The 16,310-nt window shown below is 70.8% G+C and carries 19 protein-coding genes; all 19 read left to right on the forward strand.

Annotated features, from left to right (window positions below; translation table 11 throughout):
* Positions 1 to 24: 24 nt before the first annotated feature.
* Positions 25 to 1,242: a phage portal protein gene (locus tag DYI37_RS07705; protein ID WP_116682633.1), complete on the forward strand. Its 1,218-nt coding sequence runs from the start codon at positions 25 to 27 to the stop codon at positions 1,240 to 1,242.
* Between the two features lie 179 nt (positions 1,243 to 1,421).
* Complete coding sequence (locus DYI37_RS07710; protein WP_245413829.1) at positions 1,422 to 1,973, forward strand: HK97 family phage prohead protease; 552 nt, start codon at positions 1,422 to 1,424, stop codon at positions 1,971 to 1,973.
* 46 nt (positions 1,974 to 2,019) lie between these two features.
* Positions 2,020 to 3,267 (forward strand): phage major capsid protein, encoded by a 1,248-nt coding sequence (locus DYI37_RS07715; RefSeq protein WP_116682635.1) that lies wholly within the window; start codon positions 2,020 to 2,022, stop codon positions 3,265 to 3,267.
* A gap of 95 nt (positions 3,268 to 3,362) precedes the next feature.
* Positions 3,363 to 3,914, forward strand: coding sequence for a head-tail connector protein (locus tag DYI37_RS07720; RefSeq protein ID WP_116682636.1), 552 nt, complete (start codon positions 3,363 to 3,365; stop codon positions 3,912 to 3,914).
* Positions 3,911 to 4,252, forward strand: coding sequence for a head-tail adaptor protein (locus DYI37_RS07725; RefSeq protein ID WP_116682637.1), 342 nt, complete (start codon positions 3,911 to 3,913; stop codon positions 4,250 to 4,252). The genes DYI37_RS07720 and DYI37_RS07725 overlap by 4 nt, the downstream gene beginning before the upstream one ends.
* A gap of 433 nt (positions 4,253 to 4,685) precedes the next feature.
* Positions 4,686 to 5,096: a DUF3168 domain-containing protein gene (locus DYI37_RS07735; RefSeq protein WP_116682639.1), complete on the forward strand. Its 411-nt coding sequence runs from the start codon at positions 4,686 to 4,688 to the stop codon at positions 5,094 to 5,096.
* 144 nt (positions 5,097 to 5,240) lie between these two features.
* Positions 5,241 to 5,651, forward strand: coding sequence for a phage major tail protein, TP901-1 family (locus DYI37_RS07740; protein ID WP_116682640.1), 411 nt, complete (start codon positions 5,241 to 5,243; stop codon positions 5,649 to 5,651).
* A 31-nt stretch (positions 5,652 to 5,682) separates the two neighbouring features.
* A complete protein-coding gene (locus tag DYI37_RS07745; protein ID WP_342634937.1) occupies positions 5,683 to 6,117 on the forward strand; it encodes a gene transfer agent family protein in 435 nt (144 codons plus the stop codon).
* On the forward strand, positions 6,045 to 6,260 hold the full coding sequence (locus tag DYI37_RS07750) for a phage tail assembly chaperone (RefSeq protein ID WP_116682642.1): 216 nt from the start codon (positions 6,045 to 6,047) through the stop codon (positions 6,258 to 6,260). Before DYI37_RS07745 ends, DYI37_RS07750 begins: the two co-directional genes overlap by 73 nt.
* A gap of 9 nt (positions 6,261 to 6,269) precedes the next feature.
* Positions 6,270 to 6,836 carry a phage tail tape measure family protein gene (locus DYI37_RS07755; protein ID WP_116682643.1) on the forward strand — a complete coding sequence of 189 codons (567 nt, stop codon included), beginning with the start codon at positions 6,270 to 6,272 and terminating at the stop codon, positions 6,834 to 6,836.
* A 3-nt stretch (positions 6,837 to 6,839) separates the two neighbouring features.
* A complete protein-coding gene (locus DYI37_RS07760) occupies positions 6,840 to 7,475 on the forward strand; it encodes a DUF2460 domain-containing protein (RefSeq protein WP_116682644.1) in 636 nt (211 codons plus the stop codon).
* Positions 7,472 to 8,365, forward strand: a complete 894-nt coding sequence (locus DYI37_RS07765) for a DUF2163 domain-containing protein (protein ID WP_116682645.1) — start codon at positions 7,472 to 7,474, stop codon at positions 8,363 to 8,365. The genes DYI37_RS07760 and DYI37_RS07765 overlap by 4 nt, the downstream gene beginning before the upstream one ends.
* A complete protein-coding gene (locus tag DYI37_RS07770) occupies positions 8,340 to 8,813 on the forward strand; it encodes an NlpC/P60 family protein (protein ID WP_425365030.1) in 474 nt (157 codons plus the stop codon). Before DYI37_RS07765 ends, DYI37_RS07770 begins: the two co-directional genes overlap by 26 nt.
* A gap of 11 nt (positions 8,814 to 8,824) precedes the next feature.
* Positions 8,825 to 12,730 carry a baseplate multidomain protein megatron gene (locus tag DYI37_RS07775; RefSeq protein WP_116682646.1) on the forward strand — a complete coding sequence of 1,302 codons (3,906 nt, stop codon included), beginning with the start codon at positions 8,825 to 8,827 and terminating at the stop codon, positions 12,728 to 12,730.
* Positions 12,731 to 12,763: 33 nt separating this feature from the next.
* On the forward strand, positions 12,764 to 12,970 hold the full coding sequence (locus tag DYI37_RS07780) for a hypothetical protein (protein ID WP_116682647.1): 207 nt from the start codon (positions 12,764 to 12,766) through the stop codon (positions 12,968 to 12,970).
* A 213-nt stretch (positions 12,971 to 13,183) separates the two neighbouring features.
* The gene (locus DYI37_RS07785) at positions 13,184 to 13,507 is read left to right on the forward strand and encodes a hypothetical protein (protein ID WP_116682648.1); all 324 of its coding nucleotides are present in this window, start codon (positions 13,184 to 13,186) and stop codon (positions 13,505 to 13,507) included.
* A gap of 31 nt (positions 13,508 to 13,538) precedes the next feature.
* Positions 13,539 to 14,198, forward strand: a complete 660-nt coding sequence (locus tag DYI37_RS07790) for a response regulator transcription factor (protein ID WP_116682649.1) — start codon at positions 13,539 to 13,541, stop codon at positions 14,196 to 14,198.
* Between the two features lie 136 nt (positions 14,199 to 14,334).
* Entirely contained in the window at positions 14,335 to 15,678 is a 1,344-nt protein-coding gene (locus DYI37_RS07795) for an ATP-binding protein (RefSeq protein WP_245413851.1), read from the forward strand.
* A 71-nt stretch (positions 15,679 to 15,749) separates the two neighbouring features.
* Positions 15,750 to 16,148: a hypothetical protein gene (locus DYI37_RS07800; protein WP_116682651.1), complete on the forward strand. Its 399-nt coding sequence runs from the start codon at positions 15,750 to 15,752 to the stop codon at positions 16,146 to 16,148.
* Positions 16,149 to 16,310 lie beyond the last annotated feature (162 nt).

The following is a 16,310-nucleotide window of genomic DNA, read 5'->3' on the forward strand; positions in this document are numbered from 1 at the left end:
ATTCATCGAGGAAGGAGAAGGCTGATGGGCCTTGCAACCAGACTGGCATCCCTTCTGGGTGCCGGACCGATCCCGCTCGGCCGCAAGGTGGCCGGTGCGCGGGAGGAGAAATCGGCGGGTGCCCCGCTCTATGGCGGCGCCTTCCTCCTGACCGGGCCGGGCGGCGAGGGGCGGGTCGCGCGCAGCTTCGAGGCGATGGCGCGCACCGGCTTCATGGGCAATCCCGTCGCCTATCGCTGCGTGCGGATGATCTCGCAGGCGGCGGGCGCCATTCCGCCGGTGCTTCTGAAGGAGGGACGCGAACTTTCCGATCATCCGGTGCTGCGCCTTCTTGCCCGTCCCAATGCGGGCGAGGACCGGGCGAGCCTCGTCGAGACCCTGTGCGGCTATCTGCTTCTGTCGGGCGATGCCTATCTGGAGGCCGCTGCCCCGGACGGCGCGGTCGCCGCGCTCTATGGCCTGAGGCCGGACCGGGTGCGGGCGATCGCGGGACGCGACGGATGGCCGGAGGCCTACGAATACCGGGTGGGCTCGTCGGTGCGAAGGTTTTCCGCCGAGGGCGATGACGGGCGTCTGGCACAGCTCCTGCACCTGCGGCTCTTCCATCCCCTGTCCGATCAGCAGGGTTTCGCGCCGATGGCGGCGGCGGCGGCAGCCGTCGATCTCCACAACGCGGCGGCCGACTGGAACGCGGCGCTCCTGAAGAATTCGGCGCGGCCCTCCGGGGCGCTGGTCTACCAGCCGGCCGACGGGGCGAACCTTTCGCCCGAGCAGTTCGACCGGCTGAAGGCGGAGCTGGAGACGGGCTATGCCGGGGCGGGCGCGGCCGGGCGGCCGATGCTCCTGGAGGGCGGGCTCGACTGGAAGGCGATGGCGCTGAGCCCGAAGGACATGGACTTCATGGAGGCGCGGCACGGGGCGGCACGCGACATCGCGCTCGCCTTCGGGGTTCCGCCCATGCTGCTCGGGATTCCGGGCGACCTCACCTATGCCAACTACGCCGAGGCGAACCGGGCCTTCTACCGCCTGACCGTGCTGCCGATGATCGGCCGCGTCATGGGCGCGCTCGGCACCTGGCTCGGCGGCCATTTCGGCGATGACGGGCTGGAACTCGGTGTCGATCTCGACGCGGTGGAAGGGCTGTCGGTGGAGCGCGAGGCCCTGTGGGCGCGCATTGCCGGCGCCGACTTCCTGACCCGGGACGAGAAGCGCCTGGCGGTCGGCTACGGGCGGGAGGGCTGAGGCGGGCCTCGGGAAGGAGGACGAGGCTCCGACGAGAGGCCCGGACAAAAAGACAGCACCGCTCGTGACCGAGGGTGCTGTTCGAGAATGCCACGACATCAAGAATTCAGGACAGGTGCAGAGGTGCAACAGATCGTTCAAATTGTCAAGACTTTCTTCGGGCGATGCGGGAGGCCCGATTGAGCACGGGCCGTGCCGCGATCCCTCCACCGGGGCTTGCCGGTGCGACGAGCGGGCCGGGATCGACGCTGTTCGTCGCCATCGAAGGCTATGCGGCCCTGTTCGGCCGGGCCGATCTTTCCGGCGACGTGATCGAGCCTGGCGCCTTTGCCGCGAGCCTGATGCGGCGGGGACCGGAGGCGATCCGCATGCTGTGGCATCACGATCCGGCCCGGCCGGTGGGGCGCTGGACGACGATCCGCGAGGACCGGCTCGGGCTCTATGCGAAGGGCGAGATCGCGGTGAGCGCTGCGGCCGGACACGAGGCGGCGGCGCTGATTGCGGCCGGCGCGCTCGACGGCCTGTCGATCGGCTTTCGCGCCAAGCTCGCGCGGCGGGCGAGCCCGCCGAACCGGCGACGGCTCGTGACGATCGATTTGTGGGAGATCTCGCTCGTCTCCTTTCCCATGCAGGAGGGTGCCCGGCTGAGAGCGCCGGGCGCACCCGGCATTCCCGGCCTGCCGGCCTTCGCACGGGTGAGCGCCGCCGGCCGCCCGGCCGGGGCGGCCTGACCTTTCATTTCCCCTCGCATTTTAAAACCAGCAAGGAGTTCCGCGAATGAACGACAGCATCGGCGCGCCCGAAACCAAGGCGCACAACCCCGAGGCGGTGGCCGCCCACGACCGGTTCATGACCGTGTTCGAGAATTTCCGCGAGGCCAATGACGAGCGGCTCGGCCAGATCGAGAAGCGCATGAGCGCGGACGTGGTGACGGAGGAGAAGGTGGAGCGCCTGACCCAGGCGCTCGACGACCAGCAGAAGCGCATGGAGCGGCTGGTGCTGAAGGGCACGCGTCCGCAGATCGGCACCGAGGAGCGCAGCGGCGCGGCAGAGCCGAGCGAGCACAAGCAGGCCTTCGAGGCCTATGCGCGGGGCGGCGACGAAAGCCGGCTGCGCCGGATCGAGGCCAAGGGCATGTCGCGGGCGAGCGGCGCCGATGGCGGCTTTCTGGTGCCCGACGAGACGGAAGCCGAGATCGGCCGCCGCCTCGCCTCGATCTCGCCGGTGCGCTCGCTCGCAATGGTGCGCACGGTTTCCGGCGCGGTGCTGAAGAAGCCCTTCGCACTGTCCGGCGCCCAGACCGGCTGGGTGGGCGAGACCGAGACGCGCCCGGAGACGGCCGCGCCTCAGCTGGCCGAGCTCGTCTTCCCGACCATGGAGCTCTACGCCATGCCGGCGGCCTCCAACGCGCTTCTCGACGATGCGGCGATCGATCTCGACCGCTGGATCGGCGAGGAGGTGGAGCAGGCCTTCGCCGCCCAGGAGGGACAGGCCTTCGTCAAGGGCGACGGGGTGAACAAGCCGCGCGGCTTCATGACCTACGACCTCGTGGAGGAGGATGCGTGGACTTGGGGCAAGGTGGGGCGGCTGAAGACCGGCACCGCCGGGGGCTTCGGGCCGGGCAAGGCGGCCGACCGGCTGATCGACCTCATCTATGCGCTGAAGGCGGGCTACCGCCAGAACGGCGCCTTCATGATGAACCGGCGGACCCAGGCCGTGGTGCGCAAGCTGAAGGATGCGGACGGCAACTATCTGTGGCAGCCGCCGACGGGCGCGGGAAGCCGGGCGCTGCTGATGGGCTTCCCGCTGGTCGAGGCCGAGGAGATGCCGGACGTTGCCGACGGGGCGAGCGCGATCGTCTTCGCCGACTTCAAGCGCTTCTACCTGATCGTCGACCGGCAGGGCGTGCGCGTGCTGCGCGATCCCTATTCGGCCAAGCCCTACGTCCTCTTCTACACCACCAAGCGCGTGGGCGGCGGCGTGCAGGACTTCGACGCGGGCAAGCTGCTGACCTTCGCGGCCTGACCGGGGCCTTTCGGGCGACCGGGACCGGCGGGGGCGTTCGCCCTCGCCGGTCCCGGATCCTTCCATGATCGACACGAAGACGAGGAGCGGGAGCCATGGTGGCGATCGATCTCGGCCGGACCGTATCGCCGGTCGGCCTTGCCGAGGCCAAGGCCTGGGCGCGCATCGAGCGCGGCGACGAGGACGAGGTGCTGGCGCTTCTCCTCGGCGCCGCGAGCGAGGCGGCGGAGAGCGAACTGGGACTGGCCTTCGGGCCGCGCGCGTTCCGCCTCGTCATGGACGAGGCGCCGCCGGACGGATGGATCGCGGCTCCGAAGCGACCGGTCGTCAGCGTCGACGGGGTTCTCGCCTATGACCGGCGCGGCGAGGAGACGAGCTTCGATCCCCGCATCCATGCGGCGATCGCGCCGGACCGGGCCTCGATCCGGTTGTCGCGCGCCGTGTTTGCGGCGGGCGCCAACGGCATCGACGTGACCGTGACGGCGGGGCTCGCGTCCGAGGAGGTGCCGGCCGAGGTGAAGCAGGCGATCCTGATCGCGGCCTCGGCCTGGTTCGAGATGCGGCTCGCCGTCGCCGATGGCGGCGTCCACACGATGCCGGCCGAGGCGCGGCGGCTCCTGCGCCCGTCGAGGCGGGTGAGACTGTGAGGACGGGACGGCGTCTCGTTCTCGATCCGGGGCTCCTGCGGACCCAGGCGGTTCTGGAGAAGCCGGTGGAGACCTCGGACGGAGCGGGCGGCGTTTCGACGGTCTGGGCGCCCGCAAACCCGCTCTCGGTCCGCATCGAGCCGCGCGCGCCCGAGCGCCGGGAGCGGTTCGACCGGGTGGAGGCGGTGCAGCGCCACCGGGTCCTTTGCCGGGCGGGGTCCGGCGCGGCGCGGGGCGGGCGGTTTCGGATCGGCGAACGGCTGCTTGCGATCGAAACCGTTCACGACCCGGACGAGACCGGCCGCTTTCTTCTCTGCCTGTGCGTCGAGGAGATCTGATGGACCTCTCCGCGACGAGCGATCTCTCCGGTCTGCGCTCGCACCTTGCACGCCGGCTGGCGGAGCGGGCGGCCCGTGGAACCGGAGAACGCGGGGTCCGGGACGAGGAAGCGGGATGGCGGGGGGACCTGCGACCCGGCGATCTTCCGGCGACGTCGAACCTCTCGGCCCTCGGCGCTTTCCGCCGGACGCCGGACGGGGCGGGCGATCGGTCCGCGTTTACGAAACTGTGAACGAGCATCGCGAGATTCAGCGTGCATCCGTGCCGAAATGGCCACATGATCACGATAGATAACCATATGTGACAGGATGCGATCGGCGCATTCGCCCTTGGCCCTCAAGGCGTCTCGGAAGCCCCAGGGGCTCGCGGGGCCCCGGGGGCGCAAGGGTGCCGCAGGATCGCTCCGACACGGGACGCAGGAGGCGAGGACGCATGGTGCAACCAAGTGCGGAACTGCAGAAATCGATCTTCCGGACGCTGACGGCCGATCCCGGCCTGACGGGGCTGCTCGGCGGCCCGAAGGTGTTCGACCGCCGGCCCGAGCGCGCGGCCTTTCCCTACCTCACCCTCGGACGCACGGCGGTCGTCGACTGGTCGACGGGCACCGAGGACGGCTCGGAGCATATCCTGACCCTGCATGTCTGGGCCAAGGGCGGCGGCAAGCAGGAGACCTATGCGATCATGGACCGGGTCTCCGAGACCCTGAACGACGCGGCGCTGCCGCTCGAGGGCCATCATCTGGTGAACCTGCAATTGCAGTTCGCGGAGGCCCGGCAGGAGCCCGAGAGCGCGACCTATCACGGCATCCTGCGCTTTCGCGCGGTGACGGAGACGGTCGCCTGAGGCTGGCGCTCCGAAGAAGAGGGTGAGGGACCGGCCCGGCGACGGGCCGGCCAGACCCATACATGATGCGAGAAGACCGAAGCGGCTCCGAAAGGGCCGCTTTTTTCATGGGCGATTTTTTAAGACGAGACGGAGGGACGCGGGATGGCGGCGCAGAAGGGCAAGGACCTTCTCCTGAAGATGGAGGACGGTGGCGGCGGCTATCTGACGGTGGCGGGGCTTCGCGCCCGAAAGCTCGCCTTCAACGCCGAGACCGTGGACGTGACCGATACCGAGAGCGCCGGTCGCTGGCGCGAGCTTCTGGGCGGGGCGGGGGTCCAGCGCGCCTCGCTTTCGGGAAGCGGCATCTTCAAGGACGCGGCCTCGGATGCGAGGCTGCGCGGCGCGTTCTTCGACGGGCGGATCACGGGCTTCGAGGCGGTGATCCCGGATTTCGGCCGGGTGAGGGGGCCGTTCCAGATCACCGCGCTCGAATATGCAGGCGAGCACAATGGCGAGGTGACCTTCGAGATCGCCATGGAATCGGCGGGAGCGCTGGCCTTCGATGCGATCTGATCGTGTTCCCGCCAACCGGCGGAGGGGCGAGGTGGGCGCCGTCGTCGACGGCACCGAGCGCCGGCTGTGCCTGACGCTCGGCGCGCTCGCCGATCTCGAGACCGCCTTCGGGGCCGAGGACCTGCCGGCGCTCGCCGCGCGGCTTTCCGCCGGCCGGCTTTCGGCACGCGATCTCGCCGTGATCATCGCCGCCGGCTTTCGCGGGGCGGGCGAGGCGGTCGGCCTCGACGAGGTGGCGGCCATGCGCTTCGAGGGCGGCGTCTCGGGGGCGGCGAGGCTCGCGGTGGAGCTCCTGACGGCGGCCTTCGGCGAGGGCGACGAGACAGGCGAGGAGGCGGGCGGGTCGCGGGGAGGAGGAGTGCCGGGCGGGGAACTGCCGGACCCCGCCCTGCCGTGGCGGGAGACCCCCAGGCCGCCGCGGCCTTTCCCTGGGACGATGTCCTCGCCTTCGGGCTCGGCGTCCTGAAGCTCAGCCCGCGCGACTTCTGGGCGGCGACGCCGCGCGAGCTTGCCGCCGCCATGGGCGCGTTCGGCGGAAGGTCGGGCGCGCGGGCGCCGAGCCCTGCCGACCTCCTCGCCCTCATGACCCGCTTTCCCGACCAGCCATAGGATCTCGCAATGGACGAAGAGGAAACGATCCGCGTCTCGATGAGCGCGGACACGGCGGAGCTTTCGGCGGCGCTCGACGCGCTGTCCCAGAAGGCGGACCGGTTCGGCTCGGCGCTGACGGGCGCCCTGAAGGGGGCGGCGAGCGGCGGCAGGTCCCTCGACGAGGTGATGCGCTCGCTCCTCTCCCGTCTTTCCGACATCGCCCTCGACGCCGCGCTGAAACCGTTCGAGGCGCTTCTCTCCGGGGCGCTCGGCGGCCTTCAGGGCGGCGGCGCGAAGGTGACCCCCTTCGCCAAGGGCGGCGTCGTCGCGCGGCCGAGCTTCTTTCCAATGGGTGGCGGCAACGGCGGCGGCGGGCTGGGGTTGATGGGCGAGGCCGGGGCCGAGGCGATCCTGCCGCTCGCGCGCGGGTCCGACGGGCGCCTCGGCGTTGCGGCCGGCGGTGTGGGACGAGGGGGCGGTCCGTCGATCGTCTTCAACGTGACGACGGCGAACGCCGAGAGCTTCAGGAAATCGGAGATGCAGATCAACGCCATGCTCGCCCGGGCCGCAGGGCGCGGCCGGCGGGGGCTCTGAGCCATGGGCATTGCGGCCTTCTCAGAGGAACGCTTCCCGCTGCGCATCGGCTTCGGTGCGAGCGGCGGGCCGGAACGGCGCGTCGAGATCGTGCGCCTGTCGACCGGGTTCGAGCATCGCAACCAGCGCGGCGCCCACGGCTTCCGGCGATACGACGCGGGCTCGGGCGTGCGCAGTCTCGCCGATCTTTCCGAGGTGACCGCTTTCTTCGAGGCCCGGCGCGGGAGCCTCGTCGGGTTCCGGTTCCGCGATCCCATGGACTGGCATACGGGCCCGTTCGGCCGGGCGCCGGGCGGCTTCGACGTGTTCCTGGGAACCGGCGACGGCGAGCGCCGGCGCTTCGATCTCGTCAAGCGCTACGGAACCGGCCCGGATGCCTATGTCCGGCCGATCGCCAAGGCCGTGGCGGAGGGCTTGCGGGTCGCGGTCGGCGGCACCGAGCTCTCAGGGGGCTTCATGCTGGAGGCGGGGGGAGGCGCGATCCTCCTCGATGCGCCGCCGGAGCCGAGGGCCGTGGTGTCGGCGGGCTTCGCCTTCGACGTGCCGGTGCGTTTCGACACCGACCAGCTTCTCGTCAACGTGACGGCCTTCGAGGCCGGCGAGATCCCGTCCATTCCCCTGATCGAGGTGCGCCTGTGAAGAGGTTTCCGACGAGCCTGAAGGAGGCGCTGGCGGGGCCGGTGACGACGCTGTGCGAATGCTGGCGGGTGAGCCGGGCGGACGGCATGGTTCTCGGTTTCACCGATCACGACGAGGATCTCGTCTTCGCCGGCACGCGCTTCGAGGCACGCAGCGGGTTCGGGGCGAGCGAGGCGGAAAGCGCGCTCGGCCTGTCCGCCGGGACGCGCGAGGTGACGGGGGCGCTCGCCTCCGATCGCATCGAGGAAGCCGATATCGCAGCCGGGCGCTATGACGGGGCGCGGGTCGAGAGCTTTCTGGTGGACTGGACGAGGCCCGAGAGCGCCCATGCCCTGACCGATGTTCAGACCGTCGGCGAAATCCGGCGCGGCGATCTCGCCTTCACGGTGGAGCTGCGCTCGCGCATGGCCGATCTCGACCGGGTGCGCGGCCGGCTCTACCGGCGGACCTGCGACGCCGTGTTCGGCGATCGGCGCTGCGGCGTGGATCTCGACGGGCGCGGATTGCGGCGCGAGGCGATGGTGAGGGCGGTGCGCGGACGGATCGTGGTGCTCGATCCGGGCGATGCGCCTGCCGCGCACGACTACGCCCACGGGCGGGTGGAGTTTTTGACGGGACCTGCGGCGGGGCTCGCCTTCGAGATCGCGAGCGCCGGGATCGATCCCGGGACGGGACTCGAGATCGTGCCGACATGCGCCCTGCCGGTGCTGCCGGAGGAGGGCGACCGGGTCCGGATCACGAAGGGCTGCGACAAGCGGGCCGCGACCTGCGCCGGCCGGTTCGCCAACCTCGCGAACTTCCGGGGCTTTCCGCACGTTCCGGGCAGCGATGCGGTGCTCGGCGTCGCCAAATCCGGCGATCGCCATGACGGCCGCCCTCTGGCGCCGTGAGGCGGGCGAGATGCCGCGGGAGATCGGATGGCGGGCCGCGCGCATCGCTGGGACCTGGATCGGCACGCCCTATCGCCATCAGGGCGGACGGAAAGACGTCGGCTGCGACTGCCTCGGCCTCGTGCGCGGGGTCTGGGGCGAACTCTACGGCCGCGAGGCCGAGCGGCCCGGAGCCTACGATGTCGACTGGGCCGTGCGGGGCGAGGGCGAGCTGATGCTGGAAGCCGCGCGGCGGCATCTGGACGAGAGGACCGGCGAGGCCCCGCTGACGGGCGACGTCCTTCTGTTCCGCTGGCGCGAGCGGCTGCCGGCCAGCCATTGCGGCATTCTCGATGCCGAAGGGCGCCTCGTCCACGCCTATGAGGGGAGCGCGGTCGTCTCCTCCGCGATCCCCGAGGCTTGGATGCGCCGGCTCGCCGGCCTCTTCCGCTTTCCCGACACTCCATAAGGTCTGACGTCATGGCAACGCTGCTTCTCCAGGCGGCCGGCGCGGCGCTCGGCGGTGCCGTCGCGGGGCCGCTCGGCGCCGTTCTCGGACGCGCGGCCGGCGGGCTCGCCGGGTCCGCGATCGATGCCTCCCTCTTCGGCACCCGCGAGCGGCGCGAGGGGCCGCGTCTCGATGCGGCCCGCATCATGCAGGCCGACGAAGGCGGGGGCATTGCCCGCGTCTACGGCACGGCACGGGTCGCGGGCCAGGTGATCTGGGCGACGCGCTTCGAGGAGGAGGCCGAAACCGAGCGCCAGGGCGGCAAGGGCGGCGGCGCGGGCGGCGTCGAGGTGACGAGCTACAGCTATTTCGCCAATTTCGCCGTGGGCCTCTGCGAAGGGCCGATCTCCGGCATCCGGCGCATCTGGGCCGATGGCGAGGAGCTCGACCGGGGCGATGTCACCGTGCGCCTTCATCGCGGCGGCGAGGACCAGTCGCCGGATCCGCTGATCGAGGCGAGGCAGGGCGAGGGCCGCGCGCCGGCCTATCGCGGGCTCGCCTATCTGGTGTTCGAGCGGCTGGCGCTCGCGCGCTGGGGCAACCGGGTGCCGCAGATCTCCTGCGAGGTGATGCGGGCGATCGGCGATCTGGAAGGGGCGGTGAAGGCGATCACCATCATTCCGGGGGCGAGCGAGCACGGGCTCGATCCGCGCCCCGTGCGCGAGGCGATCGCCGAGGGGGAGGACCGGGTGATCAACCGGACCGTCTCCTTCGGCCCGAGCGACTGGTCGGCCTCCATGGACGAGATGCAGGCGGTGATGCCGGCCCTCGAACGGGCGGCGCTGGTGAGCGCCTGGTTCGCCGACGATCTGAGGGCCGGCCATGCGAGCCTTCGTCCGAAGGTGGAGATCAGCGCCCGCCGGGAGACCGAGGCTTGGCGCGTCGGCGATCTGACGCGCGGAGAGGCGCAACTGGTGAGCCTTGAAAACGGCGCGCCGGCCTATGGCGGAACGCCCAGCGATGCGGGCGTTCTGCGGGCGCTCGCCGAGCTTCGCGCACGCGGGCTCGCCGTCACCTTCTATCCCTTCGTCCTGATGGACGTGCCGGCCGGCAACGGGCTGCCGGACCCTTATGGCGGGCTCGAGCAGGCGGCCTTTCCCTGGCGCGGGCGCATGACGCTGGACCGCGCAGAGAGCGAAACCGGAACGGCGGACCGGACGGCGGGGGCGAGGGCCGACATCGACCGGTTCGTCGGCACCGCGTCTCCCGGCGACTTCGCCTGGCGCGGCGAGCGGCTGACCTATCGCGGCCCGCCGGAATGGTCCTATCGCCGGATGATCTTCCATCAGGCGCATCTGGCCCGGCGCGGCGGCGCCGCCGCCTTCGTGATCGGCTCGGAAATGCGCGGCCTCACGCGGCTGCGCGACGAGGCGGGACGCTTTCCCTTCGTCGAGGCGCTGATCGCCATCGCCGGCGAGGTGAAGGCGATGATGCCGGATGCCGTCGTCACCTATGCCGCCGACTGGAGCGAATATGCCGGCTACCGCCCGGCGGACGGGGCGGGCGAGATGCGCTTCAATCTCGATCCGCTCTGGGCCTCGCCCGCGATCGACGTGATCGGGATCGATAACTATCTGCCGCTCTCCGACTGGCGCGGCGAGGGCGATCCGGGAGGCGGCGTCGCCTCGCCCTACGACCGGGCGGCGCTTACAGCCTCCCTCGATACCGGCGAGTGGTTCGACTGGTATTATGCGAGTGCGGCCGACCGGCGCGCGGGCCGGCGCACGCCGATCACCGACGGGGCGGGCGGCACGCCCTTCGTCTACCGCGACAAGGACATGAAGGGCTGGTGGTCGAACCACCACCGCGAGCGGGGGCCGGGCGGGGCCGAGACGGGCGAGGTCTCGCCCTATGTGCCGATGGGAAAGCCCATCTGGTTCACCGAGATCGGCTGCCCGGCCATCGACCGGGGCGGCAACCAGCCGAACGTCTTCACCGATCCCAAATCCTCCGAGAGCCACGCGCCCTATCATTCGCGCGGCTTTCGCGACGATCTCGCCCAGCGCCGCTTCCTGGAGGCGGCGCTCGCCGGCTGGGAGGCGGGGATCGGGCCGGGGCCGCAGGCGCGAAATCCGATCTCGCCGGTCTATGGCGGGCCGATGGTTGAGCCCGGCGCGATCCATGTCTGGACCTGGGATGCGCGGCCCTATCCGGCCTTTCCGGCCCGCTCGGATCTGTGGAGCGACGGCGCCAACTGGCGGCTCGGCCACTGGCTGAACGGGCGGCTCGCCAACGCCCCGGCCGACGCGCTGATCGCGGCGATCCTCAAGGATCACGGCATCGCAGGATACGACGTCTCGGGGCTCGACGGACTGCTCGGCGGCTATGTGATCGAGGGCCCGCGCCCGGCCCGCGAGGACGTGGAGACGATCCTGTCGCTCGTCGGCGCCATCGCCTTCGCGGGGGGCGGCGACATCTGCTTCCGCTCCCTCGACCGGCGTCACGACGAGGTCGCCATCGGGGCGCTGGTGGACGGCGAGGGGCCGCTCTGCGAGAGGCTGCGGGCGGAGGCGGGCGAGAGGCCGGACGAGATCGCGATCGGCTATCTCGATCCCGATCTCGCCTTTCAGCCGGCCGTCGCGAGCGCGGCCCGCAGCGAGGCCGAGGTGCCGCGAACCGGGCTTTCGAGCGCGCCGGCGGTGATGGACCGGGAGCTTGCGGCCCGCTGCGCCGCCCGGCTCCTCGCCGAGGCGGACGGGGCGCGCGAGACGGCGACATTCGCGCTGGCGCCGAACCGGGTCGAGATCGAGCCCGGCGACGTTCTTTCGGTGACGGGACGACCGGGGCAATGGCTGGTGACGCGGATCGAGACCGGGGCGGCGCGAAAGGTGGAGGCGCGGCGCCTCGCCTTTACGCAAGCCCCGGGGCGAGGGCCGGAGGCCGGGGACGGACCCGCGAGCGACCAAAGGGGGCCGATTGCGGCCTCGCGGCCGGCCTTCGCGCTTCTCGATCTCCCGCTGCTTCCCGGCCGTGACCCGTCGATCGGCGCGCTCGCGCTGAGTGCGCGGCCCTGGATGCCCTACGCCATCGACATCGCCCCCGAAGGCGGGGGCTTGAGGCGCCGGACGGTGGTCTCGAAGCCGGCGGTGATGGGGCGTCTTGAGGAGGCATTGATGCCGGGGCCCGCCGGACGGCGCGACCCGGGCAACCGGATCGCCGTGCGGATCGCGCGCGGGGGCCTTTACTCGGTTTCTCACGCGGACCTCCTGTCGGGTGCCAATGCTGCGGCGATCGTGGCGGAGGACGGGCGCCTGGAGGTGCTTCAGTTCCTTGCCGCCGACGAGATCGAGCCGGGCCTCTTCCGGCTCACCGGACTTCTTCGCGGACAGGCCGGGACCGAAGGCGAGGCGGCCCTGCCCTTCGCGCCGGGCTCGCGCTTCGTTCTCCTGAACGAGGCGGTGGAGCCGCTGTTGCTCACCGAAACCGAGATCGGCCAGCCGCTGGATCTCAGGTTCGCCCCGATCGGGCGGCCGCTCGACGATCCGGCGGTGACCATGGCGCGGGCGAGCCTCGGCCTTCGGGCGGTGCGGCCCTATGCCCCGGTGCATCTGTCGGCGCTCTTCGAGCCGGACGGCGCGGTGCGGCTCGGCTGGATCCGGCGAACGCGGGTCGGCGGCGACAGCTGGCAGGCCGAGGACGTGCCGCTGGGCGAGGAGCGGGAGATCTACCGCCTGCGGGTGAGGGGCGATGCGGCTGGCGATGGCGGCGGGGTCTTCGCCGCCGAGGTGTCCGAGACCGGGCTGCGCCTGTCGCCGGACGCGCAGATCGCGGCGTTCTCGCGCCTGCCGGACCGCCTGACCCTTGAGGTCGCCCAGGTCTCGCCGGTCTGGGGGCCGGGTGTATTCGCGACACGGAGCTTCGAGCGGCCGGGAAGGTGACCGGCCGGACCCTGAAGGAAGAAGGAGAAGCGCATGATCGATCAGAAGGAATGGTATCGCTCGCGCACGGTCTGGGGCGGCCTCGTCGCCCTTGCGGCCGCGCTCGGCGGCCTGTTCGGGCTGGAGGTGTCCGATGCGATCCAGAGCGCGGCGACGACCGCGCTCCTCGATACGGCGGCCGCCATCGGCGCGCTCGTCGCCATCTACGGACGGCTGAGGGCGGAGAAGCTGCTGCACTGAACGGGGAAGCTTGCCCGATCGGCGTCGGGCGGCGGGGAACGGGAAGCTCGCCCGGTTGGCATCGGGCAGCCGGGAACGATAGGATCGCCCGAAGGACGGCCCGCTTTCGGGCGGGTCGTCCGCGATCCGTTCCATTCAGCGGCAGTTCACGAAAAGAGCGCTAGATGGAGGGCGGGCGGCCACGGTTTGAGATGACGCGAACGGCGATCGAGCATGACCATGAAGACAGACATCCGGCGTGCTCCGTTCGCGCTCGCAGCTCTTGCGGGTCTCGCTCTCTTGTTCGGTTCCCTCGATGTCGCCGGCGCGCAGGGGCGTGGCCAGGGACAAGGGCAGGAACAGGGCCAAGGCCAGGGCGGCCCGCCCAGGAGCTGTTCCCAGGCCGAGGTGCGCCAGGCCGAGAGCCAGAGCGGCGGGCAGATGATGTCGGTCTCCCAGAGCGTAGAAAACGGCTCGACGGTCTGCCACATCACGGTGCTCGTGCCGTCGCAGGACAACGGCAAGCCGAGACGGACCGTGATCACCATCCGGCCCTGAGGGCCGGTGCCGCGAGGATAAGGAGTGGGACATGCGCGTTCTCGTCGTCGAGGATGACGGTCATCTGCGCGGCCAGCTGCGCGAGGCGCTGCAGGGCGCGGGCTATGTGGTGGACGAGGCCGCGGACGGCGAGGAGGGACACTTCCTCGGCGAGACCGAGCCCTACGACGCCGTGGTTCTCGATGTCGGCCTGCCGGTGATGGACGGGATCAGCGTTCTGGAGCGCTGGCGGCGCGAGCAGAGGAACATGCCCGTTCTGATCCTGACCGCCCGCGACCGCTGGAGCGACAAGGTGGCGGGCATCGATGCGGGCGCCGACGACTACGTGACGAAGCCGTTCCACATCGAGGAGGTGCTGGCGCGCGTGAGGGCGCTGATCCGCCGCGCGGCCGGCCATGCGAGTTCGGAACTGGAATGCGGCCCCTTGCGGCTCGACACGCGCACGGCGCGTGTCAGCGTCGACGGCACGCCCCTGAAGCTCACCTCCCACGAATACCGGCTGCTCGACTATCTGATGCACCACCAGGACAGCGTGGTCTCGCGCAGCGAACTCATCGAGCATCTCTACGACCAGGATTTCGACCGCGATTCCAACACGATCGAGGTCTTCGTCGGCCGGCTCCGCAAGAAGATCGGCCTCGACCTGATCGAGACGATCCGGGGCCAGGGCTACCGGCTGCGGCATGGCTGAGAGCGCGGTGGACGCCGCCTCCGCCTCGCAGGAAACGAGCCGGGCGCGGATCGAGGCGCATCGCGGCGCAAGGCCCCGGGCGCTCTCGCGCATCGGGCGCTTCGTCAGCCGCTCGCTCGCCGTGCGCGTCGTCGGCATGTCGAGCCTTTGGACCGTCGCCGCGCTTCTGGCCGTCGGCATCCTCATCTCCGCCCTCTACCGACAGGCGGCCGAGGACGGTTTCGCCGCGCTTCTGGAAGCCCAGCTCTTCAATCTCATCAACAGCGTCTCGGTGAACGAGAACGGGTCGCTGTCGGGCAGCCCCAATCTCGGCGACCTGAAATATGTCCAGCCCTCCTCGGGATGGTACTGGGAGATCGTTCCCGTCAGCCCCGACCTCACCGGCCGCCTGACCTCCTCCTCGCTCGGATTTTCCGCGATCGCGAGCGAGCCGCTGGACAGGGTTCCCTTCGCCTTCGACTACCAGCGCACCTACGACAAGCCGGGACTGAACGGCGAGGAGCTGCGAATCCTCGAAACGGAGGTGGTGCTCGACGAATCGAACCGGGCGGCAAGGTTTCGCGTGATGGGCAACAAGAGCGAACTGAAGGGCGACATCGCCCGCTTCGACACCCGGCTCGCCCTTTATCTCGTCCTCGTCGGCCTCGGCAGCGTGATCATCAATGCCGGCGTCATCCTGTGGGCCCTGCGCCCCTTGCGCACGGTGCGAAAGGCGCTTGCGCGGGTCAGGGCCGGCAAGGCCGAGACGCTGGAGGGCCGCTTTCCCGCCGAGATCGCGCCGCTCGCCGCCGAGATGAACGCCCTCGTCGCCAACAACCGGCGCATCGTCGAGCGCGCCCGCACCCAGGTCGGCAATCTCGCCCATTCCCTGAAGACGCCGATCGCGGTCCTCGTCAACGAGGCCGACAGGATCGGCGGGGCGAGCGGCCAGATCGTCAAGGAACAGGGCGGGCGCATGCGCGAGCAGGTCCAGCACTATCTCGACCGCGCGCGCGTGGCGGCCCAGACGCAGAGCATCGTCTATCGCACGCCCGTGCGCCCCGTGCTCGAACGCCTGGTGCGGGTGGTCGCCAAGCTCAATCCGGGGATCGAGGTGGGTTTCGCGCCGGGACCCGTGCCCGATTTCGTCTTCGCCGGGGAGCGCCAGGACTACGAGGAGATCGTCGGCAATCTCCTCGAAAACGCCTCCAAATGGGCGAAGGGCCGGGTGGTGATCGCCTGCCGGCCCGCCGGGCCCGACCGTTTCGAGACGGTGGTCGAGGACGATGGGCCGGGGTTGAACGAGGAGGAGCGTCAGGCGGCCCTCAAACGGGGCCGGCGCTTCGACGAGACCGTGCCGGGAAGCGGGCTCGGCCTGTCGATCGTCTCCGACACGGCCGGCGAATATCAGGGAGAGGTACGGCTTCAGACATCGCGGCTCGGCGGGCTCGCGGTCGTCGTCGCCCTGCCGCTTTCGCGCGTCGAGACCGGCTTGACATGAGGAACGAGACGACGGATCGAAGACAGACGCCTTCCAGCCGCCGCCGACCGTTCCGGAGTTCGACGACCCCGATGCCCCGCAAGCCGTTCACCGTCTCCCTCCTCGCCTGTCTCGCTCTGTCGCTCAATGGCTGTCTGTCGCTGCCGGGCGCGGGCCTCGCCCCCTCCTCGCCGGGGGCCGCCTCCCTCGACGGCGGCATCATCGGCCGCAGCGCCTACGCCCAGCGCCTGCCCTCCGGCGCGCGGGCGCGGGCGGTGGAGGCGGAATATCAGGCGCTCCAGTTCGGCTCGACGGGCGAGCCGGTCGCATGGTCGGCCGAAGGGGTCTCGGGCCGCGTCGTGCCGACCCAGGTCTACCGGGTCGGCTCCCAGGACTGCCGCAGCTTCACCCAGTATGTGGACGGGGCGGGCGCGAACGGCATGATCGGCACCGCCTGCAAGTCGCCGGAGGGGACCTGGGTCCTCGTCTGAGACCAGCCGGATCTGTGAGCGCATCGCTTATCGATTGTCCGCTGCCAGTCCGGGCGTCGTCCGGCGGCACGAGACGGCGAAGGGCGGCGCTCGCCCCTCGTGCGCACAAGCCCGGATCTCATGACGAATTCGTAAGATCGGTTCCGCTTGGGGGTCCCGGGC

Origin of the sequence: Fulvimarina endophytica (assembly GCF_003403015.1) — a bacterium.
Taxonomy (GTDB): Bacteria; Pseudomonadota; Alphaproteobacteria; order Rhizobiales; family Rhizobiaceae; genus Fulvimarina; species Fulvimarina endophytica.